This is a genomic window from Sphingomonas sp. NPDC079357 (assembly GCF_044901155.1).
Classification (GTDB): domain Bacteria; phylum Pseudomonadota; class Alphaproteobacteria; order Sphingomonadales; family Sphingomonadaceae; genus Sphingomonas.
Window position 1 is genome coordinate 108,622 of record NZ_JBJDOM010000006.1, and the last position, 25,266, is coordinate 133,887.

At 66.4% G+C, this 25,266-nt stretch carries 28 protein-coding genes, 2 tRNA genes and 1 riboswitch; of the genes, 9 read left to right on the forward strand and 21 right to left on the reverse strand.

Features of this window, described 5'->3' with window-relative positions:
• The 13 genes from ACI2JO_RS16210 to ACI2JO_RS16270 form a co-directional block, all read right to left on the reverse strand.
• Positions 1–378 carry a DUF3168 domain-containing protein gene (locus tag ACI2JO_RS16210; RefSeq protein ID WP_404721651.1) on the reverse strand — a complete coding sequence of 126 codons (378 nt, stop codon included), beginning with the start codon at positions 376–378 and terminating at the stop codon, positions 1–3.
• The gene (locus ACI2JO_RS16215) at positions 366–530 is read right to left on the reverse strand and encodes a hypothetical protein (RefSeq protein WP_404721652.1); all 165 of its coding nucleotides are present in this window, start codon (positions 528–530) and stop codon (positions 366–368) included. The genes ACI2JO_RS16210 and ACI2JO_RS16215 overlap by 13 nt, the downstream gene beginning before the upstream one ends.
• Positions 527–1,039 (reverse strand): hypothetical protein, encoded by a 513-nt coding sequence (locus tag ACI2JO_RS16220; RefSeq protein ID WP_404721653.1) that lies wholly within the window; start codon positions 1,037–1,039, stop codon positions 527–529. The genes ACI2JO_RS16215 and ACI2JO_RS16220 overlap by 4 nt, the downstream gene beginning before the upstream one ends.
• Positions 1,040–1,195: 156 nt before the next feature.
• On the reverse strand, positions 1,196–2,200 hold the full coding sequence (locus ACI2JO_RS16225) for a phage major capsid protein (protein ID WP_404721654.1): 1,005 nt from the start codon (positions 2,198–2,200) through the stop codon (positions 1,196–1,198).
• Between the two features lie 42 nt (positions 2,201–2,242).
• Positions 2,243–2,587, reverse strand: a complete 345-nt coding sequence (locus tag ACI2JO_RS16230) for an HK97 family phage prohead protease (RefSeq protein ID WP_404721655.1) — start codon at positions 2,585–2,587, stop codon at positions 2,243–2,245.
• A gap of 20 nt (positions 2,588–2,607) precedes the next feature.
• Positions 2,608–2,937 carry a DUF6127 family protein gene (locus tag ACI2JO_RS16235; protein WP_404721656.1) on the reverse strand — a complete coding sequence of 110 codons (330 nt, stop codon included), beginning with the start codon at positions 2,935–2,937 and terminating at the stop codon, positions 2,608–2,610.
• The gene (locus ACI2JO_RS16240; RefSeq protein WP_404721657.1) at positions 2,934–4,013 is read right to left on the reverse strand and encodes a phage portal protein; all 1,080 of its coding nucleotides are present in this window, start codon (positions 4,011–4,013) and stop codon (positions 2,934–2,936) included. The genes ACI2JO_RS16235 and ACI2JO_RS16240 overlap by 4 nt, the downstream gene beginning before the upstream one ends.
• Positions 4,014–4,225: 212 nt before the next feature.
• Positions 4,226–5,545: a DNA-packaging protein gene (locus ACI2JO_RS16245; RefSeq protein ID WP_404721658.1), complete on the reverse strand. Its 1,320-nt coding sequence runs from the start codon at positions 5,543–5,545 to the stop codon at positions 4,226–4,228.
• Positions 5,542–6,015 carry a hypothetical protein gene (locus tag ACI2JO_RS16250; RefSeq protein ID WP_184507627.1) on the reverse strand — a complete coding sequence of 158 codons (474 nt, stop codon included), beginning with the start codon at positions 6,013–6,015 and terminating at the stop codon, positions 5,542–5,544. Before ACI2JO_RS16250 ends, ACI2JO_RS16245 begins: the two co-directional genes overlap by 4 nt.
• Before the next feature lie 196 nt (positions 6,016–6,211).
• Entirely contained in the window at positions 6,212–6,772 is a 561-nt protein-coding gene (locus ACI2JO_RS16255) for a PEPxxWA-CTERM sorting domain-containing protein (RefSeq protein WP_184507624.1), read from the reverse strand.
• Positions 6,773–6,947: 175 nt separating this feature from the next.
• Positions 6,948–7,021 (reverse strand) — tRNA-Gly (locus tag ACI2JO_RS16260).
• 58 nt (positions 7,022–7,079) lie between these two features.
• Positions 7,080–8,465 carry a DEAD/DEAH box helicase gene (locus tag ACI2JO_RS16265; RefSeq protein WP_404721659.1) on the reverse strand — a complete coding sequence of 462 codons (1,386 nt, stop codon included), beginning with the start codon at positions 8,463–8,465 and terminating at the stop codon, positions 7,080–7,082.
• 112 nt (positions 8,466–8,577) lie between these two features.
• Positions 8,578–9,051, reverse strand: coding sequence for a hypothetical protein (locus ACI2JO_RS16270; protein WP_404721660.1), 474 nt, complete (start codon positions 9,049–9,051; stop codon positions 8,578–8,580).
• 81 nt (positions 9,052–9,132) lie between these two features.
• Between ACI2JO_RS16270 and ACI2JO_RS16275 the strand changes: the two genes are divergently transcribed.
• The 3 genes from ACI2JO_RS16275 to ACI2JO_RS16285 all read left to right on the forward strand — a co-directional run bounded on the left by ACI2JO_RS16275 (position 9,133) and on the right by ACI2JO_RS16285 (position 12,009).
• Positions 9,133–10,596 (forward strand): FAD-binding oxidoreductase, encoded by a 1,464-nt coding sequence (locus tag ACI2JO_RS16275; protein WP_404721661.1) that lies wholly within the window; start codon positions 9,133–9,135, stop codon positions 10,594–10,596.
• 82 nt (positions 10,597–10,678) lie between these two features.
• Positions 10,679–11,446 carry a SapC family protein gene (locus tag ACI2JO_RS16280; RefSeq protein WP_404721662.1) on the forward strand — a complete coding sequence of 256 codons (768 nt, stop codon included), beginning with the start codon at positions 10,679–10,681 and terminating at the stop codon, positions 11,444–11,446.
• A gap of 14 nt (positions 11,447–11,460) precedes the next feature.
• Entirely contained in the window at positions 11,461–12,009 is a 549-nt protein-coding gene (locus ACI2JO_RS16285) for a cytochrome b (protein WP_404721663.1), read from the forward strand.
• A gap of 268 nt (positions 12,010–12,277) precedes the next feature.
• Here the strand turns inward: ACI2JO_RS16285 and ACI2JO_RS16290 are convergent, their stop codons facing one another.
• Positions 12,278–13,129 (reverse strand): N-formylglutamate amidohydrolase, encoded by an 852-nt coding sequence (locus ACI2JO_RS16290; protein ID WP_404721664.1) that lies wholly within the window; start codon positions 13,127–13,129, stop codon positions 12,278–12,280.
• A 131-nt stretch (positions 13,130–13,260) separates the two neighbouring features.
• Between ACI2JO_RS16290 and cpdR the strand changes: the two genes are divergently transcribed.
• Positions 13,261–13,638 carry a cell cycle two-component system response regulator CpdR gene (gene cpdR, locus ACI2JO_RS16295; protein WP_028967597.1) on the forward strand — a complete coding sequence of 126 codons (378 nt, stop codon included), beginning with the start codon at positions 13,261–13,263 and terminating at the stop codon, positions 13,636–13,638.
• A 74-nt stretch (positions 13,639–13,712) separates the two neighbouring features.
• Positions 13,713–13,787: transfer RNA gene (locus ACI2JO_RS16300), tRNA-Val, on the forward strand.
• Between the two features lie 338 nt (positions 13,788–14,125).
• Here ACI2JO_RS16300 and ACI2JO_RS16305 read toward each other — a convergent pair.
• Positions 14,126–14,353, reverse strand: a complete 228-nt coding sequence (locus ACI2JO_RS16305) for a hypothetical protein (RefSeq protein ID WP_404721665.1) — start codon at positions 14,351–14,353, stop codon at positions 14,126–14,128.
• A gap of 373 nt (positions 14,354–14,726) precedes the next feature.
• Positions 14,727–15,179 (reverse strand): hypothetical protein, encoded by a 453-nt coding sequence (locus ACI2JO_RS16310; protein WP_404721666.1) that lies wholly within the window; start codon positions 15,177–15,179, stop codon positions 14,727–14,729.
• Positions 15,180–15,652: 473 nt separating this feature from the next.
• Between ACI2JO_RS16310 and ACI2JO_RS16315 the strand changes: the two genes are divergently transcribed.
• Positions 15,653–15,988, forward strand: coding sequence for a hypothetical protein (locus ACI2JO_RS16315; RefSeq protein WP_404721667.1), 336 nt, complete (start codon positions 15,653–15,655; stop codon positions 15,986–15,988).
• 35 nt (positions 15,989–16,023) lie between these two features.
• Positions 16,024–16,155 carry a hypothetical protein gene (locus ACI2JO_RS16320; protein WP_404721668.1) on the forward strand — a complete coding sequence of 44 codons (132 nt, stop codon included), beginning with the start codon at positions 16,024–16,026 and terminating at the stop codon, positions 16,153–16,155.
• A 159-nt stretch (positions 16,156–16,314) separates the two neighbouring features.
• Here ACI2JO_RS16320 and ACI2JO_RS16325 read toward each other — a convergent pair whose 3' ends face one another.
• Both ACI2JO_RS16325 and ACI2JO_RS16330 read right to left on the reverse strand, forming a co-directional pair.
• Positions 16,315–17,343: a methionine synthase gene (locus ACI2JO_RS16325; protein ID WP_404721669.1), complete on the reverse strand. Its 1,029-nt coding sequence runs from the start codon at positions 17,341–17,343 to the stop codon at positions 16,315–16,317.
• A gap of 28 nt (positions 17,344–17,371) precedes the next feature.
• Positions 17,372–18,358, reverse strand: coding sequence for a putative oxygenase MesX (locus ACI2JO_RS16330; protein ID WP_404721670.1), 987 nt, complete (start codon positions 18,356–18,358; stop codon positions 17,372–17,374).
• 121 nt (positions 18,359–18,479) lie between these two features.
• A riboswitch (cobalamin riboswitch) is annotated at positions 18,480–18,703 on the reverse strand.
• 221 nt (positions 18,704–18,924) lie between these two features.
• On the opposite strand from ACI2JO_RS16330, the gene ACI2JO_RS16335 reads away from it, so the two are divergent.
• Positions 18,925–19,929, forward strand: a complete 1,005-nt coding sequence (locus ACI2JO_RS16335; protein WP_404721729.1) for a threonine aldolase family protein — start codon at positions 18,925–18,927, stop codon at positions 19,927–19,929.
• Positions 19,926–20,867 (forward strand): DMT family transporter, encoded by a 942-nt coding sequence (locus ACI2JO_RS16340; RefSeq protein ID WP_404721671.1) that lies wholly within the window; start codon positions 19,926–19,928, stop codon positions 20,865–20,867. The genes ACI2JO_RS16335 and ACI2JO_RS16340 overlap by 4 nt, the downstream gene beginning before the upstream one ends.
• Here ACI2JO_RS16340 and ACI2JO_RS16345 read toward each other — a convergent pair.
• The 3 genes from ACI2JO_RS16345 to ACI2JO_RS16355 all read right to left on the reverse strand — a co-directional run bounded on the left by ACI2JO_RS16345 (position 20,777) and on the right by ACI2JO_RS16355 (position 25,250).
• Positions 20,777–21,598, reverse strand: a complete 822-nt coding sequence (locus tag ACI2JO_RS16345) for an NAD(P)-dependent oxidoreductase (RefSeq protein ID WP_404721730.1) — start codon at positions 21,596–21,598, stop codon at positions 20,777–20,779. The genes ACI2JO_RS16340 and ACI2JO_RS16345 overlap by 91 nt on opposite strands.
• Before the next feature lie 142 nt (positions 21,599–21,740).
• Positions 21,741–22,463: a PEPxxWA-CTERM sorting domain-containing protein gene (locus ACI2JO_RS16350; RefSeq protein ID WP_404721672.1), complete on the reverse strand. Its 723-nt coding sequence runs from the start codon at positions 22,461–22,463 to the stop codon at positions 21,741–21,743.
• Positions 22,464–22,640: 177 nt separating this feature from the next.
• A complete protein-coding gene (locus ACI2JO_RS16355; protein WP_404721673.1) occupies positions 22,641–25,250 on the reverse strand; it encodes a glycosyl hydrolase in 2,610 nt (869 codons plus the stop codon).
• Positions 25,251–25,266: the final 16 nt, after the last annotated feature.

Genomic DNA, 25,266 nt, shown 5'->3' on the forward strand with positions numbered 1-25,266 from the left:
TCAATCCTCCGCCATGATCCGCACCCGCACGTCGACCAGCGCCGACCAGCGCCCCGCGCTCTCGCTCACCAGCACGCTGCGCACCGGCACCACCGTCACCACGCGCCACCCCGCGACGCCCGGCAGCGACAGCAGCGCCGCCTGCGCGTCCGCCGCCAGCGCCATCGCACGCGCGCCGGTTTCGCCCGCGTCGCGCACCGCCACGCCGATGCGCAGCTCGCGCCCGGCGCGGTCCTTCGTTCCCCAGTCGCTCTCGCTCCAGTCGCGCAGCGTCAGGAACGGCACCGCCCCTTTCTCCGCCGCGCTCTCGAACACCCGCGTCACCGCCACCTGCGCGCGCAGCCGCGTCAGCACCGCCGCGCGCATCAGTGCCGCCACCACGCCAGCGACGGGTCCTCGACCCAGCGCCGCTTCAGCCCGCGCGCGCCGATCTCGACGCCATCGTCACGCGTGACGATCTCCGCCTCGGGCAACACGTCGCGCAGCCGCGCCACCACCCGCGCGCGCAACCGCTCCACCGCGCGCTTCATGCGTGCACCGGCTGCGCGAGCGCGATGCTGCGAAACGGCCGCCACAAGGCGCTGACCGCCGCCGGCACCGGCGCGCTCCCGGCACGATCGCTGAACAGATGCGCCGCCAGCATCGCGACTCCCTGCCGCAGCGGCGCAGGCAGTTCCGCCCAGCCGCTCGCCACTCCTGCGGTGAAGGTGACTCGCAACGCGCTATCGCCTTTCACCCAGCCGATCCCTTGCGCATCGATATCGACCGCCACGCCGTCGGCGACGATCGCGCGCACCGGCGCGGCGGGCAGCACCTGCCACCCCGCTGCAGCACCAAGCTCCGCCACCAGCTCGCGCACGATCAACACCTGTCCGGTGAACTGCTCCGCCAGTCCCAGCGCCGCCTCGACGAACGCAAGTGCCAACGCATCGTCGTCGATCGTCGCCGCCCGCAACTCCGCGCGCACCGCCGCCAGCGCAAGCGCACGATCCCCCGCCCCCAGCGTCACCACGCCGGGCGCTCCCGCCACCAATGTCATGTCAAAACTCCCGTCACCCCGGCGCAGGCCGGGGTTCATCTCGCCACGCACCCGTCCCGCTCACCAATGCGGCAACGCCGTCAGACGAAGGACGGCGTTTGCCGCCCTCCGCTGCCCGGCCGTGCCGGGTCCTGCGATCGCTTGCGCAATCGCAGGCTAGGCGGCGGCGAACCTCAGCAACTTGATCGCCTCGCTGTTCGACACGCACCCGCCGACGCGCTTGGTCGCATAGAAGGTCACGAACGGCTTGTTGCTGTACGGATCGCGCAGCACGTTGGTCTCGCTGCGCTCAGCGATCAGATAGCCGAGCCGGAAATTGCCGAACGCCACCGCATGCGCGCCCGCCGCGATGTCGGGCATGTCCTCGGCCTCGACCACCGGATAGCCGAGCAGGCTCGCCGGCTGCCCCGCCGCCATGCCGGGCTGCCACAGGAACTGCCCGTCGCTGGTCTTGAACTTGCGGATGCGCGCCGCGGTCGCCGCGTTCATCACGAAGGTCGCGCCCTGCCGGTATGGCGCGCGCAGCGCCTGCACCAGATCGATCAGCCGCTCCGCTCCATTGGAACCGAAGTCCGCCGCGGTGCCGGTCGGCACATATTGCAGCGTCCCGAAGCTGCGCGTCGCGTCTCCCGCCGCCGCCGTCGGCGCCTGCAGGAACCCGCGTGGTCGGTTGACGCCATTGCCGCCGACGAACGCCGCGCCCTCCGCCTTGGCGAACTCGGCCGCGATCTCCCCGGCCAGCCAACCCTCGACATCGAACAGCGCATCGTCGAGCATCGCCTGGCTCGCGGACGGATTGGCGTACAGCTCGCCCATCGGCGGCGCGATCTCGACGAAGGTCGGCGTCGCGGTCACTGGCCGCGCGTCGGTCTCCGCCGCCCAGCCCGACGGCGTGCCGCCGGTCGTCACCAGCTTGCGATACCCGGCCGAGCCGACCTGCACGACGTTCGCGATGCTGCGGATCGGGCTGGCGCTCTTGAGCACCGCGTCGATCTGCGCATCGATTTCCTTCGGGACCGCATAGCCGCCCTGGTCCCCGGTCGCGCCGGTGAACGCCTTCTGCTCGACCACGATCCCCGACCGCACGAAGCCGTCGAACGCCGCCCCACCGCCCACGCGCGCGCCATCCAGCACCGGGCGTGCCACCACCGTATCGCTCATGCTCTTCTCCATGAAAGGAGCCCCCCGCGGGCCCCGCAAAACTCAAAGGTCGATGATCGTCTCGATCCGCGCGGTGGGCTGCATCGGCACCGCCACCAGGCTCACCTCGATCAGCTCGGCGCGCAGGATCGCGCGCCACGCGCCCTGCTGCACCGCCCGCGCGCGATATCCGACCGACAGCCCCGGCAACGCCCGCGCGCGCACCAGCCGCGCCACCTCGCCGTCCTCGACCGCCGCCTCGACGCGCAGCCCGCGCGCATCCTCGCCGATCGCGATCACCGTGCCGACCGGCGCGCCGCGATGCTGCATCAACAGCGGCACCGGCATGGCGTCGACAAAGGCGCCGGGTCGAAAGACGTCGCCCGCGCGGTCGACAGCATCGAACACTGCCGCGTACCCCGCGATCCTCACTTCAGAGCCCCCGGCTTCAGCAGCCCGTCGAGCCCCAGCCGCACCGCAATCCCCGCGAGCAACAGCGCGAACACCACGCGCATCACCCATGCCGCCAGCGCACGCCACGCCGAGCGTTTGGCATCGCGCCACGCGCGCAACAGCTCGCGCAACTCCGCGACATCCCCCGCAGCGCCCTCGTCAGCGAGCCCGAGCCGCGTCAGCGCACGCACCGCGCCCAACTCGCCCGCCTCCTCGACGATCGCCCGCAAGGTCGCGACCTCCGCGCCCTCGTCGCAGCCCTGCGCCAGCAATTGCGCCAGCACGCTCCCCCCGGCAGCGCTCACGACCAATCCACCATCTGGCGCTTCTCGTCCGCCGACAGGAAGTCGGCCTCCGCGACCATCCGCCACAATTGCGCGCGATCCTCGACCAGCGCCGGCACCCGGTCGAGATCGACCTGCAACCGCGCATCGGGAAAGTCCGCCGCCAGCCCGTCGCGCAGCGCCGACAGGATCGCGCCCGCCAGCGGCAGCACGGTCAGCCGCCACAGCGCGCGGTTCGCCTCCTTGTAATTGGCGTGCGTGCTGTCACCCGGCAGCCCCAGCAGCATCGGCGGCACGCCGAACGCCAGTGCGATCTCGCGCGCCGCCGCCGCCTTGGTGCCGGCAAAGTCCATATCGGCCGGCGTCAGGCTCATCGCCTGCCATTTCAGCCCGCCCTCCAGCAGCATCGGCCGCCCGGCATTGGCGGCGCCCGCGAAGCCCTGTTCCATCTCCTCGCGCAGCCGCCGGAACTGCTCGGGGCTCAGCACCGACCCGTCGCCGGCATCATAGACCAAAGCACCCGACGGCCGCGCGGCATTGTCGAGCAGCGCCTTGCTCCACGCCGCTGCCGCATTGTGGATCGCAATCGCCGCCGATGCCGCGCCAAGACACCCGAGCCCATAATGATCGTCGACCGGATTGAAGCGCCGGATATGGATGACGTGGCCGGGGTCGAGCCGCGTCGTCCGCACCCCGACGCGGTACAGATACGCCCCCGGCCAGCCGTCGGCGCCCAGCTCGACGCTCACCCGCTCGGGGCGCAGCGCGAACAGCTCCACCACCTGTCCGTCACCATCGCGCAGCACCTGCACGAAGGCATTGCCGTGCAACAGCAATTGCGCCGTCACTGCCTCCAGCACGCCGCGCCCGCCCGCCAGCGCGCGCAGCCGCGCATCGTCGGCGTCGAGTGGCGCACCCTCGACGCCCTCCGCGACCAGCTTCACCGCGCGCTGCGCAATCGCATTCGCGCAATAGCCGGCGCGCACCTGCGCCTCATAGCCCTGCGGCCATTCGCCGATCGGGCGCGCCACCCCACCGACACGCCCCAACGCCGGACGCGCCACCGCGCGCCCGGACTTCCATCCGAACCAAGCCATGTGAATTCTCCGAGAAGATGATCTCAAGAATGCCGTTCGTGCTGAGGAGACATCGAGCGAAGCCGAGATGTCGTCTCGAAGCACCTTGTGGATTGCGACATCGGCCGGCCTCCTGAGCGTCATTGCGAGCGCAGCGCGGCAATCCAGAGCGTCCTGATCCGCCCTTGGACTACCTCACTATGCTCGCAATGACGAAGAGACGTGCCCCCCCCCTAAACCGACCGCACCCGCACCTCACCCTGCCGGTCGAGCATCAGCGCGGTCAGCGCCCACACGCACGCATCCGCCCGATCCGGCGAGCGGCCGGGCCCCTCATATCCGCCACCGGCGACCAGCCCCGCCAGTTCGTCCTCCAGCGCCGGAAACGTCCGCGCATGCCACACCCGCCCGCGCTCATAGAGCGCCGCGACCGGCTCGGCGCGCGCCGCCTTGCCGCGCGTCGCATGGACCAGCCGGATCGGCAGCGACGCCTGCGCCGCGCGCAGCACCTGCTCCACCATCGCCCCGCCCTGGTTCGCCTCCGCGACGACGCGGTCCGCCGACACCCGTGCCGCGCACGCCACCACCGCATCGGCCCAGCGTTCGGGGCTCGCGCCCGTCACGCTCGCATCCTCGATCACATAGCCATGCCCGTCACGCCCCAGCCCGGCGGCGACGATCCCGCACGCATCGCCCCCGATGCCCGCCGGCGGATCGACCCCGACCACCACACGCGTCAGCTCCGGTACCGCCGCCGCGCGCTGGCGCTCGATCAAAGCGCGCGGCCACAATGCCCCTGCGACATCCTCGATCAACTCGCCGTCCAGTTCCTGCCGCCCCAGCCGCGTCCCGCCATAGCTCGCCTCCATCGCCGCCACGAAGGCGTCGGGGAGATGCAGGTTGTCGCGCGTGCTCCCGCGCGTCACCACCGTCCCGGCTGCGGCGCGCACCCGCCGCATCAACGCGGTCGGTCGCGGCGTCGTCGTCACCAGCACGCGCGGCAGTTCGCCCAGCCGCAACCCCATCGTCAGATTGTCCCACGCCGAGGCATGGCTCCATTTCGCCAGTTCGTCGGCCCAGGCGAAATGATGTTCCGGCCCGCGCAACTTCTCCGGCGCCGCCGCCGAGTAAAGCGTCGCGACCGCACCATTGCCGAACCGCACCTCCCCGCTCGACGGTCGCCACACCACCGCGTCGTCGTCGCGCGCCACCGCAACCACCCCGCTCGGCCCGGCGACCATCACCTTGCGCGCATCCTCGATCGTCGCGCCGACCAGCGCGATCCGCGCGCCGGGCACCGCGCGCGCCATCGCGCCGACCCATTGCGCGCCGGCCCGCGTCTTGCCGAACCCGCGCCCGGCCTGCATCACCCATACGCGCCAGTCGCCCGGCGGCGGCAACTGGCCGTCATGCGCCCACAACGGCCAGTTCTGCGCCAGCTCCATCTTCACCTCGGCGCTCAGCGACGACAGCACCGCGCTCCGCTCCGCCGCATCGAGCGCCGCCAGCTTCCGTATGCCGCCGATCCCGCCATACGGGTCCGCGCCGCTCATTCCGCGGCCTTCGGGCGCGATCGCTTCGACATCGCCTCCAGCCGCCGCAGCAACTCGCGTTCCGCCTTCGCGCCCGCGCTGTTGCGATCGGCGACCTTTCGCGGCGTCGTCGCCACGTCGATCACCGCTGGCGGTCGCCGCCCCAGCAGCAGCAACGCGGCCGACACGTCCAGCTTCGTGTCGGTATCGCCCAGCACCTGCCGCACCAGCGCGGCCTCCATCCGTTCATAGGCATCGTCCAGCGCCAGCCGCCACTGCGCACCGAAGCTCGTGCTGCGACGACGCAGCGCATAGGCCGACCGCGCCGTCTTCCCCGCGGCGGCCGCGGCCTTCGCGACATCGCCGCTGATCGCGAAATGATCGAAGAAGGTCAGCCGATCCTCACGCGACCACCGCTGCGACCTCTTGGCCGCACCTTCGACGTCGCCACCCGCCGGCGACCCGCCACCGCTTACCGCCACCTCACCCATCTGCGCCCTCCCGCCCGCCGTCACCCGCGCCGAAACGCAATCGGGCCGGCGCGACCGGGGCCGCAGCCCCGAGCCGCCCGGCCCGTTTAGACACCATCTCGATGTTCTCTTTTTGTACTAGAAGAGCGTCACGCTGTCAAGCGGAAGATGCGCCCCGGCACGATAACCGGGCCGGGGCTCGCATTCTTGCGCGATCTCAGGCCATGACGCGCACCGTCGCACGCGAACGGCGGCGCAACGCCGCGCCTGCCACGCCGAAACCCGCCACCATCATCGCCCATGTCGCCGGTTCGGGCACCGCGCCGGCGGCATTCACCGTCAGATTGTCGATGCTCATGTGACTGCCGGTGTTCACCAGCCGCAGACGTGAGATATTGGTCAGTGAAAAAGTTCGCGCGCCGGTGGTCGCGCCGGAAAAGCTGGCACTCCCGACGATCTGATCCGCAGCATCATAGGCTGTGAACGTCCCCAGCGCGCTATCGGAGGCAAAGCTGACGTCCAGGCTGGCGAGCGTGAAGAGCCCACCGGCAAAGGTGAAATCATACGTGCTGTTTTGATAACCGTCCGGGTCAAGGTGCAACTGGCCGCCGTCCGGATATCCCCAGAAATCGCCGTCGATGCTGGTCGCGGTAATCCCATCCTCGGTGTAGGTCGCTTGGGTCACTTTGCCGTTGACGCCGCTGAACGTCATCGTTGCCGCGGTGGCCGGCGCGGCCAGTATCATGCTGCATAGCGCAGCCGTCGCGATCGTCTTCATGAATCCATTCCCCGCCTGTTGTCGTGTGGAATGCGATCCGTCTGTTTTTAATTATGCTTAACGCCTAGAGGGGACATAACACAGGCGCAACAATCATTTACAAACTGTAAAACATCGCCCGCGCGCCATCGCAGGTTAGCGGCGGGCGCGCCTGGGGCACGGATGATCGGGAGGATGGAGCGGGTAACGGGAATCGAACCCGTGTATTCAGCTTGGAAGGCTGCTGTACTACCATTGTACTATACCCGCGACGCGGCCGTCCCTGCCACGAACCACCGCCACCGGTCAACCCGGCGACGGGCACGGATCAGTAGCGAAGGCGGACGCTCAGGAAGTCCGGCACCGGCCCGTTCCAGCCGCCGTCGTCCGCCACCTCGGCCGGCGCCGGCGTACGGTCACGGTCCCGCTCGCGCCCACGCGGGCGCTCGTCGCGGTCGCGGCGCGGCCGCTGCTCGCGCGGCGGCGCTTCCTCGCGTACCTCGACGCGCGACGCCTCTTCCACCACCCGCTCGCGCCGGCGGGAGCGTTCGCGACGCGGCGCTTCCTCGCGCGGCGCGGCGGCCGGTGCGTCGGGCACGTCGGCGACCCGCGATATCTTCTGCCCGGTCAGCTTCTCGATATTGTCGATATTCTCGGCGTCGTCCGGCCCGACGAACGTATAGGCGACCCCGGTGGCGCCGCCGCGCCCGGTGCGTCCGATGCGATGGACGTAATCATCGGGATGCCACGGCGCATCATAGTTGAAGACGTGGCTCACGCCCTTCACGTCCAGCCCGCGTGCCGCGACGTCGCTCGCGACCAGAATGTTGACGTCGCCCTTCTTGAACCGCTCCAGTTCGGCGACGCGCGCCGGCTGGTCCATGTCGCCATGGATCTCGCTGCTGGAAAAACCGTGCTCGCGCAGACTCTTGTTCAGCTCGCGCACCGTCGTCTTGCGGTTGCAGAAGATGATCGCGGTGCGCACCTCCTCCTGCCCCAGCAGCGCGCGGAGCGCCTTGCGCTTCTCGAACGACGGGCCCTTCACCGGCACCACCCACTGGGTGATGTTGATGTTGGTCGAGGCGGGGCGTGCGACCTCGATCGTCTTGGGATTGTTGAGGAAGCGGTCGGCCAGCTTCTTGATCGGCGCCGGCATCGTCGCGCTGAACAGCAACGTCTGGCGCTGCGCGGGCAGCTTGGTGCAGATTTCTTCGATATCGGGGATGAACCCCATGTCGAGCATCCGGTCCGCCTCGTCGATCACCAGCATCGAACAGCCGGTCAGCAGAATCTTGCCGCGCCCGAACAGGTCCATGAGGCGGCCCGGCGTCGCGATCAGCACGTCGACGCCCTTTTCCAGCGCCTTGACCTGATCGCCCATCTGCACGCCACCGATCAGCAGCGCCATGCTCAGCTTGTGATATTTGCCGTATGTCTCGAAATTCTCGGCGACCTGCGCGGCGAGTTCGCGGGTCGGCTCCAGGATCAGGCTGCGCGGCATCCGCGCGCGGCTGCGCCCGTGCGCCAGGATGTCGATCATCGGCAGCACGAAGCTGGCGGTCTTGCCCGTGCCGGTCTGCGCGATGCCGATGATGTCGCGCATCATCAGCACCGGCGGGATCGCGCTCGCTTGGATCGGCGTCGGCTCGGTATAGCCGGTGTCGCCGACGGCGCGGAGAAGTTCGTCGGAAAGGCCGAGGTCGGCAAAGCTCATGCGGATGTCCGGGCTGTCGGGTGGCGCGGCGTGGCGGTTCCCATCGCTCCCTGCGCTTCCCGATCCACGCCGCAAAGTCAAGAAATTTGCGCCCTCGCCGCCGCGTGGCGGGCTATTTGCTGGCCTTTCGGGGCGTCAGCGCACGAAAGCGCGTCACCGCGCAATAGGCACCCGATCGTGACCGGATGCCGTCGCGCCGCGCGCACAACTGCCCGTCGGCGGTCGGCTTCAGATAGAATCCGCGATAGAAATCAAGCGTCGGGCAGTCGTCATCCAGCTTGGCGCGGATCCGCCGCGCACCGCCCACCACCAGATCGACCTCCCCCTCACGCTCCACCGCCGCCCCCGTCAGCGTGTTCATCGCCACACACGCCGGCCCCTTCTTCTCGTCCCAGCGCACCTGCGGCGGCGGCGGCACGCCGCGCCCGCGCATCGGGGCGGGCGAGACGCGGGGCACGCGGATAATCAGCCGCTCGTGAATCGTAAGTTGCGCATATTCCACGCCATCGAGCTGCGGCGGGCTCGCCGACAGCACGAACGGCACCGCCGGAATAAGCAGCAGAACGGACGAATTACGCAAGGTCATCTTGGGGCAGCAGCACTGACCATCGACGGTTGAACATGTGATGAATTGGACGCACATCGCCCGGCAGCCAAGAGAAATCGCATGACCATCGCCTCCGCACCGCCCTCCGCGCTCTCCCGCCTCGCCGACCGGCTGGCGCCACACGTCGCGCCACGCACGATCGTCACCGATCCCGACGTGATCGCGCCGCTGCTCACCGACTGGCGCCGCCGCTTCCACGGTCATGCGTCGCTGCTGCTCGCCCCCGGCTCAGTCGCGGAGGTGCAGGCGATTGTCACCGCCGCACGCGAGGAAGGCGTGCCGCTCGTGCCGCAGGGCGGCAACAGCTCGATGGTCGGCGGCGCGACCCCGCCTGGCGACGGCCGCGCCGCGATCCTGTCGCTGCGCCGCCTGAACCGCATCCGCGCGCTAGACGCCGAAGCCGGGCTGGCGATCGCAGAGGCCGGGGTGATCCTGTCCAATCTCCACGCCGCCGCGCTGGAGCAAGGTCGCCGCTTCCCGCTGTCGCTGGGAGCGAAGGGCGTCGCGACCGTCGGCGGGTTGGTTTCGACCAACGCCGGTGGCACGCAGGTGCTGCGCTTCGGAACGATGCGCGCGCTGGTCGCCGGGGTGGAGGCGGTGCTGCCCGACGGGTCGCTGTACGACGGGCTGTCGGCGCTCAAGAAGGACAATCGTGGCTATGATATCGACCAGCTGCTGATCGGTGCGGAGGGCACGCTCGGCGTCGTCACCGCTGCGACGCTGCGGCTGGTGCCCGCGGTCGCGGCGCGCTGCGTGGCGTGGGTCGGCCTTGCCTCGCCCGCCGCGGCGTTGACACTGCTGCGCCGCTTCCAGCGCGCCACGCCGGCGCTGGAGAGTTTCGAGCTGCTCCCCGCCGAATCGCTTGCAGCGGTGCTCGCCTACATCCCCGGCACGCGCGCACCGCTGGCGGGCGAGCACCCGTGGCACGTCCTGCTCGAAGTCACCGCCGACACCCTTGAGGAAAACCCCGCCGCGCTGGTCGAGCGCGTGCTCGCCGCCGCGCTGGCGGACGGCATCGCCGCCGACGCCACGCTCGCCGCCAGCGAGGCGCAGGCCGGGGCGTTCTGGCGGATGCGCGAATCAATCTCCGATGCGGAACGCGCCACCGGCCCTGCCGCGCAGCACGACCTCTCGGTGCCGGTCGACGCGATGCCGCGCTTCATGGTCGAGGCGGCGGCGGCATGCGAGGCGCGCTTCCCCGGCACCCGCGCCTCGGGGTTCGGGCATCTCGGCGACGGCAATGTCCACTTCCACGTTCGCGCCGCTCCCGACACCGACCCAAGCCGTTGGTATGCCGAGCAGGTGCCGGTCGTCTCCGCCTTCGTCCACGACCTTGTCGTCGCGGCCGGCGGGTCGTTCTCGGCCGAACACGGCATCGGTCAGATGAAGCGGCGCGAGCTGGAACGGCTCGGCCCGCCCGCGCGGCTGGCGGCGTTGCGCGCGATCAAGCGCGCCTTCGATCCGCACGAACTGTTCAACCCGGGAAAGCTCGTCACGCTTGCGCCGGACGCGCCCATTCAATAGCACCTGCGCTGTCCGGGGGGGCGGCAGGACGTGACGTCCCCTTGCGCAAATGCACACGATACCGTCCGTTCTGGAGATTCTCATGGCCAGCGCGCCGCAACTTCCGCTTTTCTACAATGGCCTCGAGCCGCTCTCGAGCGAGGTTCACGCCAACTTCAAGGTGAAGCCGTCCGACACCGCGCCATTTCTGGTCAACCAGCATGCGATCCCGGTTACGGTTGAGGAATTTCCACTGATTCAGCGGCATATGCCGATCGTCTTCTCGTCGGGCGACGAGGCGATTCCGATCGCGCTGATGGGCCTGAACGAGGGCGTCAACGTCTTCGTCTCGGAAGAAGGCCGGCTGAACGACGAGACGATCTACGTTCCCGCCTATATTCGCCGCTATCCGTACATGCTGGCGCGACTGCGTCCTGACGCCGACGAGCTGTCGCTGTGCTTCGACCCGTCGTCGCCGACGATCGGCGCGTTCGAGGAGGGCGATGCGCTCTTTACCGATGGCCAGCCGTCGGAGCTGACGCAGAACATCCTCAAGTTCAACGAGAACTTCGAGCAGGCCGCTGCGCGCACCGGTCAGTTCATGAAGGAGATCAAGGAACTAGATCTGCTAATGGAGGGTGAGGTCACCATCCAGCAGGACGGCATTGAACAGCCGTTCGTGTATCGCGGCTTCCAGATGATCGACGAGAAAAAGCTGTCGGAGCTGCGCGGCGATCAACTGCGCAAGATCTCGCAGTCGGGGATGCTCCCGCTGCTCTACGCGCACCTGTTCTCGCTGGCGTTGATGCGCGAGATTTTCGCGCGCCAGGTCAAGCTGGGCAAGATGCCGCAGCCGCAGCTCAACGCCTGATGAAAGGGAATGCGATGGCCACCCGATTGCCCGTGAACGAGCGGTATTCCGCGGTTGCCATCGCCTTCCACTGGACGATTGCGCTGCTTGTAATCGTCAACCTGATCGTCGGGATCGGACATGATGCGATCCCGGCGCTCAGGGCGTGGATGCCCGGGCACAAGGCGATCGGCATCACCGTTTTGGCGCTAACCGTGCTGCGGGTCGCGTGGCGGTTGCTGCATCGCCCGCCGCCGCTGCCTGCCTTTACCCCCGCGTGGGAGCGCGGTGCCGCCCATGCGACGCACTGGGCTCTGTATGCCTTGCTGCTCCTAATGCCGTTGTCGGGCTGGGCAATGGTCTCCGGTCCGGAGGGTCGCCGCCCGCTCAGCTGGTTCGGCGTGGCCGATCTGCCCTACCTCCCCGTCGACGCCAGCGGCGCGAGCGCGGGCCACGAAGTGCATGAAATCCTCGGCTGGACGATGCTGGTGCTGGTGCTGCTCCACGTCGCCGCCGCGTTACGCCATCACTTGATCCTGCGCGATTCGATCCTGCTACGGATACTTCCACGCGGCGCGCGCTGAGCTGACCCGCAGCCCCGCGCAGGCGGGGGCTGCGGCTGCCCTCGACTCGGTGGTTGCCCTACCCCGCCTTGCACGACGCGGCGGTTCGTCGTGCCCGATCAACCTTTTACAGTTCGGCACTTGCAACCAAAAGCGAACTCCCTAAGTTAAGCATGTACGGCGCTCGTGTCCCCCCTTTCGCGGGCCCGTATGACACGCTTCGGCGTGTCTCCTCCCTGAACCTTGGCCACCGGGTGCAAGCACCCGGTGGTTTTTTTATGGGACGCTTCTACTCGGCCGCATCCGCGATCGGTCCGGCAATCGCGCCGTCGCTCAACGCCTGTTCGGTCAATGCATCGATTACCGCACGCAGCATTCGCGCGGCCGCAGCAGCACCGGTCCCAGGCTGATCGAGCCGGCGATCGAGGTAGAGCGCGCGATCAATTTCCAATTGGATCGCGTGGATGCCGATCTGCGGCGCGGCGTGGCGTTCCAGGATATGCCCGCCGGCATAAGGCGTGTTGAGCGAATGGTGCAGCCCCTCGCGCCCCAGCGCCTCCTCGATCCTTGCCACGAACCGCGCGCCCGCGGCGCGCCCGAAACGGTCGCCAATCACGACCCGCGCCCGTCCGCCCGCAATCGGCGGCATGGAATGAACATCGAGCAACACTGCACAGCCGAAGCGCGCCCGCGCCGCCTCCAGTGCCTGCGACAGCGTCTCGTGATAGGGCCGGTGGTCGGCGGCGATCCGCGCCTCTACCTCGGCGGCGCTCAACCGGCATCGCCACAACTCACCCGCCGCCGCTGTTCGCCGGGGCACCAGGCCGATGCCGGCACGCACCTTCGCCGACACCCCCGCCCCGCGGCAGGCCCCCTCGTCGAGCAGCGGATCGCGTTCGTCCTCAGCACGGTTCAGGTCGATCCAGGCGCGCGGCAGCGTCTGGAGCAGCAGCGTCTCCTCGCCCCGGGCCGCCAGCGCGATCGCATCGACATGTCGATCCTCCAGCGCCGCGAGACTCGCCAGCGGCGCGCGCAGCGCCATCCGCAATGTCGCGGGATACTCGCGTCCCGCGTGTGGCACCGACAGCACCACCGGGCTCTCGGGCAGCATCTCGCCGAACATGCGGAAGGAACGCGTCATTCCCACCCACCCTATGGAAGCCGCCGCGTCGCTGCAACGTGTCGTCGTGGGTCAGCCGTTCACCATGTCCGCTGATGGAAAAATCAACGCTCCTCGGGCATATTATGCCGCGAACGGGAGTTGTGGTTGCGATGATACGGATTCTGCTGGCCGAAGACGATGCGGTAATGCGCGAATATCTCGGGCGTGCGCTCGAGCGTTCGGGCTATCATGTCACGTCGGTCGATCGTGGCACCGCCGCGCTGCCGCTGCTGGAAAGCGAGCGGTTTGACCTGTTGCTCACCGACATCGTGATGCCCGAGATGGATGGGATCGAGCTGGCGCAGAAGGCGCAGGAGCTGGCACCGGGGATGCGGGTGATGTTCATCACCGGGTTCGCCGCGGTCACGCTGAAGGCCGGCAATGCGATGCCGCAGGCGCGTGTCCTGTCGAAGCCGTTCCACCTGCGCGACCTGGTGCTGGAGGTTGACCGGCTGTTCGACACCGGCACCGCGAACGAGCTGATCTGACAAGATTGGCGACAAAAGCGTAAAAAGCCGCTTGCGCGCCTCCGACCCAGTCGTTAGAGGCGCACCCCTACGGAGGGCGTGTAGCTCAGTGGTAGAGCACTGTGTTGACATCGCAGGGGTCGCAAGTTCAATCCTTGCCACGCCCACCATCTAAAAATGCCAGCATCCCCTTGGGGAAGCTGGCATTTTTTGTCTCTCCCGTCGGTGAGTCCCGCCTTTAAATCGGCCTTGGCCGTCGCTCGTGAAGCAATTTCGAAGCGCGAGGTTGAGAGTGGCGACGATCACAAAGCGAGGCAGCGCCGGTCTGTCCAGATTCGCAGGAAGGGTCATCCTGCACAAAGCCGTACATTCGCCACCAAGGCCGACGCCAAAGCTTGGGCTGTAAGCGAGGAGGCGCGGGTCGAACGCAACGAGGCTCCGACGGCGCGACGCCAACTAATCAGACTTACAAGGAGCGGCTTTGATTGGGCTTAATCCCATCAACTGATCAAACATAGTCGAGGATCGACAAGGCAACTGTAAACGAGCGCTCTTGGCTGCCGTCATGATCGACCACCGCACAATCGGCTATCCGACCGCCTTTATGCGACGGACTTTCCAACATCATCTTGATGGCGGCACGTACGGTGGCGTCTCTCGCGATCTCGATTGAGGGGTATTCTTCGGTGTAAGCCAAGGAAATTGCATCAGCAATTATAATATCGAACGTCGCCATGCCAGGTAATAACACGCCATCAACATCAAAGCCTGCGAATAAACTTGATGCAAGATAAATATATCATTGCAAACTCATTCACGACTTGCACCCCACCGAAATAATCGTTCCAAAACAGGTAACTGCGGGCCGCCGCCGGACCGGCCAATTGACAATCAAGCATCCACGGCTATTTGCGCCGCTCCGCCTTCGGATCGTAGCCAGACTGGACGCCTGACAACGAAGCGCCAATTTGAGGGGTAGCGGTCGGGGTATCGACCCCGGCCAGACCTGCGAGAAGAGACGCGATTTCAAACGGCACCTGCCGATTGAGGTGGAGGGTACCTCCGCCTCAGTGCCCGTTGATTACCGAAGTCGCTTATCCGCATCTAATCTATCGGCCGTTGCATCCGGCGAGATTGTCAAAGGTGATCAACGCACTGGCATTTTCAAGCTGGTCCGCAGGGATGCCGTGAGCCGCTGCTATTTGGCCAGCGATATCCTCGTCCTTTTGGCCAACGATGATTGAAACGATACCCGAGACCGGGTGCCAACGATAAACCACAGAACTCCTCTTGGAAGGAGCGATGAAGTACATCCCGGATTTGGCCTCGGACGCAATTACTGTTGTACGAACCGATCCCAACGTCCAATTTGTTCCGGTCGTTGGGTCGCTGCAGCGCTTCGGAACCACGAAGCTGAAAATTTTTCTTGCATCACCTCCGACTTCGTCCACGCAAAAATAGTCTCGGTCGGAGCAATCTTTCACCTCGGCGAACCTCTTAGGTGGGCGAGCCCTCTGATTTGAATTTAGATCGAGAACGTACCCCAACTCGAAGGCGTACACGCGACTTCCAGCCCATGTTGGTGATGGCGTTTGAGACGCCGAAGGTATTGGCGAAGAAGGAATCTGCGCTCTCGCGCCCGCCGTTAGCGCGAGCGCCGTCGTCGCTAATGCTGTGATCCCAAGCCAAGTCACTCGTCACCCCTGTTTCGCTACGTCTCGTGCGGGATCACATAACGGCACGTGCGATGACAAGGCCGGGAGGATAGCGGGCCATCGCGCCAGGTAACACCGGCGGAGGATGCCTCCGCCACAATGTCTGACTTCAGGGGATTGTGTTGGAGAAGTCGGGGTCTGATCCGAATCCTTGCCCCGCCCATCAGCGAAAACCCCGGCCTAGCCGCGCGGCTTCGCGATTTAGGACGGCTTCGGCCACGAGGCACAAAACTTTCTCGGATCGAACTTAGAATCAAGCAGACTCAAAGCGTAACGTTTTGCGATCAGGGCGCCACGCCCGGCTTCAAGGGCGGAAGTTCATGAAATTGCAATCCGTTGCGCTCGCACTCGGTACTTGCCTGGTCAGCGCGCCGACGCTCGCGGACACCGACGTGTCAACCGGCGGGGGCGGCTGCGCGTCAGACGTGTCGTTCACCGGTGGATCGTCGCTCGTCAGCTGCTATGGCCGCGACAACGGCAACGTGCTGAGCAACAGCGCCAACTCGAACACTACCGCCAATGCCGCGCTCGATGCGCTTGGCTGTACCAGCGCCGACATCAAGTATGGCGCCATCCCGGCACAGATAAAGGTTTCGGTTGGCTCGCAAGCCGGCTCGACGATCAGCTTCACCGAAGCGCTGAACGGGATCACCTAACCTGGGGTGCATATGGGCAATGGCGGCCGAATGGCGTGGGCAAGAGCACGACCTTCTACAAGATCGATGCCGTCAATCTGACGTCGATCACGCTCAACCCCTCGGGCGGTTCGGGCGCTACCGTGTTCGTCACGAGCACCGCCGCCGTCCCAAAGCCCGCCACCTAGGCGATGATGATCCTGGGCTTCGGCGTGATCGGCTATGCCATGCGCCGCAAGACGGTGTTGCGCTTCGTTTGATCGGACACGATTGATCGGAAAGGGCCGTGGGGGCGATCCCGCGCCCCTTTCCCGTTCGAGCCCGCGGTCCAGCCGCGCGAGGGATCGTCAGTCCTGCAATTCCGCACGGACGATCGCGGCCCCGGCCGCCAGCGCATGCAGCTTCCCGCGCGCAACATCGCGTGACAGCGGCGCCATGCCGCAATTGGTGGCGGGAAGCAGCTTGTCGGCATCCACGAACGCCAGCGCCTTGCGCAGCGTGTCGGCGACCTGCTCCGGCGTTTCGACCGTCTCGGTAGCCACGTCGATCGCGCCGACCATCACCTTCTTGCCGCGGACCAGTTCGACCAGCTCCATCGGCACCCGCGAATTCTGACACTCGAGCGAGATGATGTCGATCGTCGACGCCTGCAGACGGGGGAAGGTCCGTTCATACTGCCGCCATTCGGATCCGAGCGTCTTCTTCCAGTCGGTATTGGCCTTGATCCCATAGCCATAGCAGATGTGCACCGCCGTCTCGGCCGTCAGCCCTTCGGCCGCGCGTTCCAGGGTCTCGATTCCCCAGTCGTTCGCCTCGTCGAAGAAGACGTTGAACGCCGGCTCATCGAACTGGATGATGCCGACGCCCGCCGCCTCCAGTTCGCGCGCTTCCTCGTTCAGGATGCACGCGAATTCCCACGCCAGCTTCTCGCGGCTGCGGTAATGGTCGTCGTGGAGCGTATCGATCATCGTCATCGGCCCCGGCAGCGTCCATTTGATTGGCTGATCGGTCTGCGCGCGCAGGAACCTGGCGTCCTCGACGAACACCGGCGACGGGCGCGACACCGCGGCGGTGACGGTCGGCACGCTGGCGTCATAGCGATTGCGGATTCTGACCACCTCGCGCCTGCTGAAATCGACCCCGCTCAGATGCTCGACGAAGGTCGTGACGAAATGCTGGCGGGTCTGCTCGCCGTCGCCGACGATCGTGATCCCGGCCTGCCGCTGATCGTCGACCGCCAGCCGCAGCGCGTCACGCTTGCCGCTCGCCAGTTCCGCCCCCTCCAGCTTCCACGGCGACCACAGCGTTTCGGGCTGTGCCAGCCATCCCGGCTTCGGCAGGCTGCCTGCGGTCGTCGTCGGCAATAATGTCGTCATGGTCAGTACCTTCTCGCAATCGTCGGGATTAAAGCGCGCCGCTCGCGGACCAGCGCGCAAGTGCTGCGCCATGCGGCTTGATGAATTGCTCTTCGGCAAATCGGCCCTGCTCGACCGCCAGCCGACTGCGTTCCTCGCGATCATAGACGATGCGCGTGAGCGAATAATCCTGATAGGTCAGGCTCGGCCGGTATTGTTCGGCGGCGACTGAATTGGCATTGTAGATCTCGGGCCGATAGATTTTCTGGAACGTCTCCATCGTGCTGATCGTGCTGGCGAGTTCCAGATCGGTATAATCGCCGACCAGATCACCGATGTGATAGAAGGCCAGTGGCGCGACGCCGTGCGGCGGCATGAAATATCGCGCGCTCATTCCCATTTTTGCGAAATAGCCGTCGGTCGGGGAGATATCGGCGGTGCGATATTCGACGCCGAGGATCGGATGGACATTCGCAGTGCGCTGATAAGCCTGCTTGCTCGACACGCTCAGGCAGATCACCGGCGGCTTGGTAAAATTGTCGCGATAGGCGGCCGAGGTCAAAAAGCGTTTGAAAAGGTTGCCGTGCAGATCACCGAATTCTTCAGGCGGGCGACCATGGCCGTTGCTTCGTGAATGCTCCGGCAACACGACGCTGAAGTCGTAATCGCGGATATACGACGAGAAGTTGTTGCCGACCATGCCGTCGGTGCGGGTGCCCCTGCGCCGATCGACCACCGCGGTGTGCAGAATCTCGATCAGCGGAAAGGCATCATCGGCACCACCGTCCGCGATTTGCAGCGCGGCCGAGATGATCCGCAACTCGACCTTATATCGGTCTCCAGCCGGATTATCCCAATGCATCAATGAATTAAATCGATGATCGATCATCGCGAGCGTCTTGCGCAGATTGTCCTGACGACACGCGCCGCGCGCCAGGTTCGCGAAATTGGTAGTGATGCGGGTATTGTCGGCGGGACGATAATCCTCGTCGAAGGCGATGCTGCTGATCGTGAACGTGAAGCCGCTATTCGTCATGACTCACCTGCTTGTACGGGCAGGGATCACGGAAGAGCGCGCCAGGCGTGATCCGGCGTGGGCGGCGATACGCCACGCGCCATGCGTCGAGCGCGATCCGCCGGAGGAACCCCCGTCCGAGGAACGTTATAGCGTCGGAGGCAGGTCTCCTGGCTCACGGGTCAACACGGTGGCTCCGGCCTTCCCGGGCGCCTCGCGGGCGCCCAGTGACACGAATTGGAGCCGCCGCTCGCCGCTTACAGTTGCGGGGGCAGCGCCGGACTCTGCCCCGAAAGGCATCACCGGCTTCCCGTCTTAGCCCCATCGCCACGCCTGGGATGAGGAACCTCGACGAACGGGTTGGACACGATCGGCGACACGCTGTCAACAGTGATATAAAGATATCCTTATGTCTTGATATCCAGCAACCCGCCCGGCCAGGCTTTTGGAGCGACCGGGTGACGGTCCATTTCCGCGATCCGACGACACTGGTCCGCCCCGCCAGCGGGTCGCCCGACCCACTGCGCGGCGTCGTCCCCGCCGCAAGCATATTGACCCGCCCGCATGCCTGTCCGAAGGCACGGATCATGCGCTTCTTTTCCGACAACGCCGCCCCGGTTCACCCTGCCGTGCTGGGCGCAATCGCCGCGGCCGACATGCTCGACACTGCCTATGACGGCGATCGCTGGTCGAAGGCGCTCGACGAACGTTTCTCGGCGCTGTTCGAAACCGCCGTGCGCGTGTTGTGGGTGCCGAGCGGCACCGCCGCCAATTGCCTCGCGCTCGCCGCCTTGTGCCCGCCGCACGGGTCGGTGGTCTGCCACCGCGAGGCGCATATCCAGAATGACGAATGCGGCGCACCCGAATTCTACACGCATGGCGCCAAGCTGCTGCTGGCCGAGGGCGCCGGCGCCAAGCTGACCCCCATCACCGCCGCGGCGGTGCTTGATCGCCAGCGCTATGACGTCCACCAACAGCGCCCGCACGCGCTGTCGATCACCAACGCCACTGAATATGGCCGCGTCTACACGCCCGCCGAGGTGGCGGCGCTCGGCGCGCTGGCGAAAGAGCGCAGGCTCGGCTTCCATATCGACGGCGCACGCTTCGCCAATGCGGTCGTCTCGACCGGTGCGTCACCCGCCGACCTCACGTGGCGCGGCGGGGCGGATGTGCTCAGCTTCGGCTTCGTCAAAAACGGTGGCATGAACGCCGAGGCGTTGGTGTTCTTCGATCACGCCCTCGCCGACGCGACGCTCTATCGCCGCAAGCGCGCCGGGCATCTATTGTCAAAGGGTCGCTATCTCGCCGCGCAATTGCTCGCGATGCTCGATGACGACGTGTGGTTGAAGTGCGCGCGCAACGCCAATGCCGGCGCGGCGCTGCTCGCGCAGGCGGCGGGCGCGCGGCTGCTCCACCCGGTCGAGGCAAACGAAGTGTTTCTGCGCGTCACCGCCGATGAGGCCGCGCGCCTGCGCACCGCCGGATTCGATTTCTACGACTGGGGCGTGGGTGAGGCGCGGCTGGTGGTCAGCTGGAACCAGCGGCCTGCGGACATCCGCCCGCTTGCCGACGCGATCGCCGCGCTCGGATGAGTCCCGCCGATCCACCCAACAGCACCCGCGCTGCGGTGCTGGTGCCGTTCGCGCTGGTGGTACTGATCTGGGGCTCGACCTGGATCGTGATCCGCGACCAGCTCCACGGCGGCGCGGTCGCGGTGCCGGCGAGCTGGTCGGTCAGCTACCGCTTTCTCGTCGCCGGCGTGACGCTGGCGGCGGTGGCGGCGTGGCAGCGCGCCCCCGGCACGCGCGTGTTGTTCGGGCAATCCGGTTTCTGGCGCTTCGCCGCATTGCTCGGCGTCTTCCAGTTCGTGCTCAACTTTAACTTCGTTTATCGCGCCGAGGAGCATATCACCTCGGGACTGGTCGCGGTGATCTTCGCGCTGCTACTCGTCCCTAACGCCCTGTTCGCCCGCATCTTTCTTGGGCAGCGGCTCGGGCGGCAATTGCTGGTCGGATCCGCGATTGCGATGGGCGGGGTGGCGCTGCTGTTCATCAAGGAAGCGCGCAGCGATCCCGGCGGGCCGGCCGAATCGCTGATCGGCATCGCCTTCACCCTCTGCGCGATCCTGTCCGCCTCCACCGCCAACGTCATGCAGGCGACAAAGACCGCGACGCGCTATCCGATGATCCCGACGCTCGCCACCGCGATGCTGATCGGCGCGGCGATCGACGCCGGCTGGGCGTGGGGTACCACCGGCGCGCCGGTCTTCGATCTCCGCCCCGGCTATGTCGCGGGCGTGCTGTACCTCGGCATTGTCGCCTCGGCGCTCGCCTTCACCTTGTATTTCCGCATCATCCGCACGATCGGCCCGGCCAAGGCCGCCTATAACGGCGTGATCGTCCCGGTCATCGCGATGCTGCTGTCGACCGTCTTCGAGGGCTATCGCTGGACGCTGCTCGCGGCGGCGGGAGCGGGGCTGGCCGCGGTCGGGCTGGTGGTGGCGCTCAGCGCGCGCAGGCCGGCACGATAATCGGGGTAGCGCGGCTGCCAGTTCAACACGCGCTTCGCCTTGCCGTTGGCCACGCGGCGATTCTCGGCATGGAAGCCGCGCGCGGCCGGCGACAGCTGTTCCAGCGGCACAACCGGTGGCGGCGCGAGGCCCAGCAATTGCGCGGCATGAGCGACGACATCGTCCTGCGCCGCCGGGAGATCATCGGCGAGATTGTACGCCCCCGCCGGCGCGTCGAACCCGGCGATAACGCCGCGTGCCAGGTCCGCGACATGCACGCGGCTGAACACCTGCCCCGCAATGCCGGTGCGATGCGCCTCGCCCTGCGCCACCCGGTCGAGCGGTGAGCGGCCCGGGCCGTAGATGCCGGGCAAGCGGAAGACCCGCGCCCCCGCCGCGACCCAGCCGGCGTCGGCGACATTGCGCAACGGCCGCCGCCCGCGGTCGGCGGCAGCATGCTCGTCCACCCACGCTCCGCCGGTATCGCCATAGACGCCGGTCGACGAAAGATAGCCCAGCCAGCGCCCGGCCAGCTCGCCCGTATAGTGCCGCAGCACCGGATCGCCCGCGTCGTCGGGCGGCACCGACGACAGCACATGCGTGCTCGCCGCCAGCCCCGCCGTTACCGCGGCCTCGTCGTCGAAGCGGATGGTCCCGTCGCGCCCGTCACGCGTCGTGGCAAGGAACGGCGCGCCCGCCGCTTCCACGACAGCGCGCGCCGCATATCCCAGTCCAAAGACGAACAACCGCACCTGCGACCTCCCGGTTAGCGTCGTTCCCAACGCGAAGCGGCTCACCTTCCCGCCTCGCTGCTTCGATCTGTTGCCGAAACTAGCGAGACGGGAAAGCGAGCCGACATCATATTCGCGCGTCAGCGCGTCGCGAAATGGCCTGTCAGGCGAAGCGTACCCGCGCGTCCACACGGCGGCGGCGCAGCGCGACGCCGGCCATCGCGAAGCCGGCGACCATCATCGCCCAGGTTGCCGGCTCCGGCACCGGCGAGGCGACATCCGCGCGGATCGTGTCGATCGAAAGATTGGCGATCGTCGACTGTCCGAACTTGCCCGTGACCGGATCGTAGTTCGCGATCCGTGCCTGGCCCTGCCCCGCATCGGCCGCACCCGGACGAACGGTGTCAAACGAGGTGAAATCGGGCCGGCTGAGCAGGTTGCTCAGCGAATCGAAAAACACGTAGAACAGCGTGTTGTCCGGCGGCAGCAGCGACAGATCGGTGTCCTCCGCCATGTAGTAGATCATGTCGGTGCCGCCCTTGCCCGCCGCGTCGGAAACGCGCGCGGTGCCGCTGAACGACCCGGCGAAATTGTAGGTCGCCGATCCGATCGTCAGCGCTGCGCTCACTGGCGATGCCGCGCCACGACCGTAGAGATACGCGGAGGTCGCGGTGCTCGTCAGCGTGCTGTCAGGCTTGCTCTCGACCGTGAAGATTGCGCTGAACGCCTTTCCAGCCAGATCCGCGCCGGCCGTCCCGAACGTCCCGACCGGATCGTAGCCGTTCATTACCTTGCCCGTTACCGTCACCGTGGTCGGCGCCGCCGCGGCCGGTACTGCCGCCACGGCCAGCGCCGCCGCGGCGCATTTCCAGACTGTCTGCATCATCAACACCCCTGTCTACGCAACTTGTGCGCCTACGAATGGAGAGTGGCTATGATCCAGACAAGCAAGGCTTATTATTAATGCTGCCCGACTTCGGGACGCTTTTGGACGGTGTGTACCGACCCGGGAACCACCCGCGCGGAGAACGGTTGTTGTCGCCCGCGCGGGTGTTTGGACACCTTAGACGAAGCCAAACCCGCCGCCGGTGAACGCCAGGTGGCTGGCCGAGACGCCCGAGACCAGGATCGAGTCGCCGCCCCCCAGGTCAATCAGCGCGCCGCCCTGGACGTCGGTCACGGAAGGCGCGGCGGAGAAGCGATAGGCGTCGAGGTCGATGCGATCGCCCGTGCCGAAGTCGCCGATCACGTCCTTGCCCGAGCCCGACGCGAACACGAACCGATCCGCTCCACCACCGCCGTACAGCGTGTCATTGCCCGCGCCGCCGGTGATGACATTGTCCCGGACGTTGCCCCGAATGACGTTATCGAGCGCATTGCCGGTCGCGTTGATGGCATTGCCGGTCAGCGTCAGATTTTCGACATTGTTGCCCAGCGTGTAATCGATCGACGCCAGTACGGTGTCGTTCCCGCCCTGTCCATTCGTGTAATACTCGATCACGCGATCACCGATATTGTCGACGACATAGGTGTCGTCGCCGACGCCACCTTCCATCGTGTCCGCTCCCGTACCGCCATCGAGATAATCGTTGCCCTCATGGCCATAGAGGATGTCGTCGCCCGCACCGCCCAGCAGCGTGTCGTCGCCGGCATAGCCCTTCAGCACGTCGTTGCCCGCCAGTCCCGACAGCGTGTCGTTGAAGTTGGTGCCGTACAGCGCATTGTCGAGCGCGTTGCCGGTGCCGATGCGCGCATTGTTGCTGAGATACAGCGCTTCGACATTGGCGGTCAGCGTGTAGTTCACCGAGGCATAGACCGTGTCGTAGCCGCTGTCCTTACCCGCGCTTTCAATCACGACGTCGCCGGCATTGTCGACGATATAGGTATCGTCACCTGCGCCGCCCTGCATCGTGTCGGCGCCGGTTCCGCCGTCCAACCGGTCGTTGCCCTCGCCGCCGTACAGCCAGTCATTGCCCTGGTCGCCGAACAGCTGGTCGTTGCCGGCGTTGCCCCACAGGTAATCGTCGCCGCCCATGCCGTGCAGGATGTCGTTGCCCGCGCTGCCGTTCAGCCCGTTGGCCAGCGCATTGCCGGTCCCGACGCGCGCATTGCCCGTCAGGTACAGGTGCTCGACGTTGGCGGTCAGCGTATAGTCGATCGAGCTGTAGACGGTGTCGATCCCGCCGGCTGCGCCCGCGGCATATTCGCGCACCACGTCGCCGGCATCGTCAACGACATAGGTGTCGTTGCCCAGGCCGCCGTCCATGATGTCCGCGCCCGTGCCGCCGTCGAGATAGTCGTTGCCCTCGTTGCCGAACAACTTGTCATTGCCGTTGCCGCCGAACAGCGCGTCGTCCCCGGCATAGCCGTTGAGCGTGTCGTCGCCGTCCATGCCGCTCAGCACGTCATTTGCCGCAGTGCCGTAGATGGCATTGTCGAGCGCGTTGCCGGTGCCCTTGGTCGCACCGGTGACGAGGTACAGGTTCTCGACATTGTCGCCGAGCGTGTAGTCGATCTTGGAATAGACGGTGTCGATCCCCTCGCCGGCCCGCTCCACGACCTTGTCGCCGACATTGTCGACGATATAGGTGTCGTTGCCGGTTCCGCCGACCAGCACGTCGGCGCCGGTGCCACCGTCGAGGCGATCGTTGCCGGCGCCGCCATAGATCTTGTCGTTGCCCGCGCCGCCGAACAGGTCATTGTCCATCGCATTGCCGGTGATGACGTTGTGGTCGGCGTTGCCCGACCCGCGGATTGCGTCGCCGATCAGCGTCAGCGCCACTTCGCCGTCGCGCAGGTGGTTGTCGGTAGAGGACACGCGCGTCACCGCATCGGCGGGCGTCGCCAGCTGGTCGACCATCGACAGATATTCGGCAGCGGCCTTCTTGTACTGGCCCTTGCTCAGCTCGCCAGGGAAGGCGGCGTTCGAGTCCCAATAGTTCTGATAGACCATGTCATGATCGGCCATCCACTGCATGGCCAGCTTCACGAACTCGGGAGAATCGGTGTTGATTCCCCATTCGCCCATTGCGGTCTGCTTGCCGTGCGCGGCGGCGAAGTCCTGCTGCCACTGCAGACCGTAAGGCTGCTTGATGAACCAGTCGAACGCCTTGACCGGATCCTTGTCGTGCCAGGCGGTATTATAGTACATGTCGACGCCGATCACGTCGACGTACTTGTCACCCGGATAGGCCGCCTCGGGATTCATATCCCACACGTCGAGCCCCGGGCACCATTCGAACACAAACTTGTCCGACACCGACCGCGCAGCATCGACGAACTTGCGGAACGCCGCCGCATAATTTTCCGGCTCACCTACCGCGGACGAGGAATTCCATCCCTTGCCGTTGAATTCCCAGCCGAGCCGGACGTAAATCTTGTCGTCGCCCGATGACGCCGCGGCCAGTTGCTTGGCCATTGCCAGGAAATTTTCGTCATACTTGCCGGCGGCCGCGTCGCCCAGCTTGGCGCCGTACGGGATCAGCGGGATCGACCACATGATCGACACGTCCTGATTGGCGAACATGTCGGCCTGCCACTGCACCGACGACAGCCAGTCTTTCCAGCCCGCAGTACCGCCATGCAACTGAATCGCATCGAGCCGTCCGCCGGCCCAGGCCTGATCCTTCAAGTAATCATCAACGCTGAAAGCATTGTAAACGGACGTCAACATGTCGAATACTTCCCAC

Coding starts and splice junctions, on each gene's coding strand:
- ACI2JO_RS16270 (WP_404721660.1), bottom strand. CDS start 9,051: ATGACCTTGCGTAATTCGTCCGTTCTGCTGCTTATTCCGGCGGTGCCG.
- ACI2JO_RS16290 (WP_404721664.1), bottom strand. CDS start 13,129: ATGACGCGTTCCTTCCGCATGTTCGGCGAGATGCTGCCCGAGAGCCCG.
- ACI2JO_RS16280 (WP_404721662.1), top strand. CDS start 10,679: ATGGCCAGCGCGCCGCAACTTCCGCTTTTCTACAATGGCCTCGAGCCG.
- cpdR (WP_028967597.1), top strand. CDS start 13,261: ATGATACGGATTCTGCTGGCCGAAGACGATGCGGTAATGCGCGAATAT.
- ACI2JO_RS16340 (WP_404721671.1), top strand. CDS start 19,926: ATGAGTCCCGCCGATCCACCCAACAGCACCCGCGCTGCGGTGCTGGTG.
- ACI2JO_RS16215 (WP_404721652.1), bottom strand. CDS start 530: ATGAAGCGCGCGGTGGAGCGGTTGCGCGCGCGGGTGGTGGCGCGGCTG.
- ACI2JO_RS16255 (WP_184507624.1), bottom strand. CDS start 6,772: ATGAAGACGATCGCGACGGCTGCGCTATGCAGCATGATACTGGCCGCG.
- ACI2JO_RS16275 (WP_404721661.1), top strand. CDS start 9,133: ATGACCATCGCCTCCGCACCGCCCTCCGCGCTCTCCCGCCTCGCCGAC.
- ACI2JO_RS16330 (WP_404721670.1), bottom strand. CDS start 18,358: ATGACGAATAGCGGCTTCACGTTCACGATCAGCAGCATCGCCTTCGAC.
- ACI2JO_RS16305 (WP_404721665.1), bottom strand. CDS start 14,353: ATGGCGACGTTCGATATTATAATTGCTGATGCAATTTCCTTGGCTTAC.
- ACI2JO_RS16250 (WP_184507627.1), bottom strand. CDS start 6,015: ATGGGTGAGGTGGCGGTAAGCGGTGGCGGGTCGCCGGCGGGTGGCGAC.
- ACI2JO_RS16355 (WP_404721673.1), bottom strand. CDS start 25,250: ATGTTGACGTCCGTTTACAATGCTTTCAGCGTTGATGATTACTTGAAG.
- ACI2JO_RS16225 (WP_404721654.1), bottom strand. CDS start 2,200: ATGAGCGATACGGTGGTGGCACGCCCGGTGCTGGATGGCGCGCGCGTG.
- ACI2JO_RS16245 (WP_404721658.1), bottom strand. CDS start 5,545: ATGAGCGGCGCGGACCCGTATGGCGGGATCGGCGGCATACGGAAGCTG.
- ACI2JO_RS16265 (WP_404721659.1), bottom strand. CDS start 8,465: ATGAGCTTTGCCGACCTCGGCCTTTCCGACGAACTTCTCCGCGCCGTC.
- ACI2JO_RS16350 (WP_404721672.1), bottom strand. CDS start 22,463: ATGATGCAGACAGTCTGGAAATGCGCCGCGGCGGCGCTGGCCGTGGCG.
- ACI2JO_RS16240 (WP_404721657.1), bottom strand. CDS start 4,013: ATGGCTTGGTTCGGATGGAAGTCCGGGCGCGCGGTGGCGCGTCCGGCG.
- ACI2JO_RS16285 (WP_404721663.1), top strand. CDS start 11,461: ATGGCCACCCGATTGCCCGTGAACGAGCGGTATTCCGCGGTTGCCATC.
- ACI2JO_RS16335 (WP_404721729.1), top strand. CDS start 18,925: ATGCGCTTCTTTTCCGACAACGCCGCCCCGGTTCACCCTGCCGTGCTG.
- ACI2JO_RS16315 (WP_404721667.1), top strand. CDS start 15,653: ATGAAATTGCAATCCGTTGCGCTCGCACTCGGTACTTGCCTGGTCAGC.
- ACI2JO_RS16220 (WP_404721653.1), bottom strand. CDS start 1,039: ATGACATTGGTGGCGGGAGCGCCCGGCGTGGTGACGCTGGGGGCGGGG.
- ACI2JO_RS16325 (WP_404721669.1), bottom strand. CDS start 17,343: ATGACGACATTATTGCCGACGACGACCGCAGGCAGCCTGCCGAAGCCG.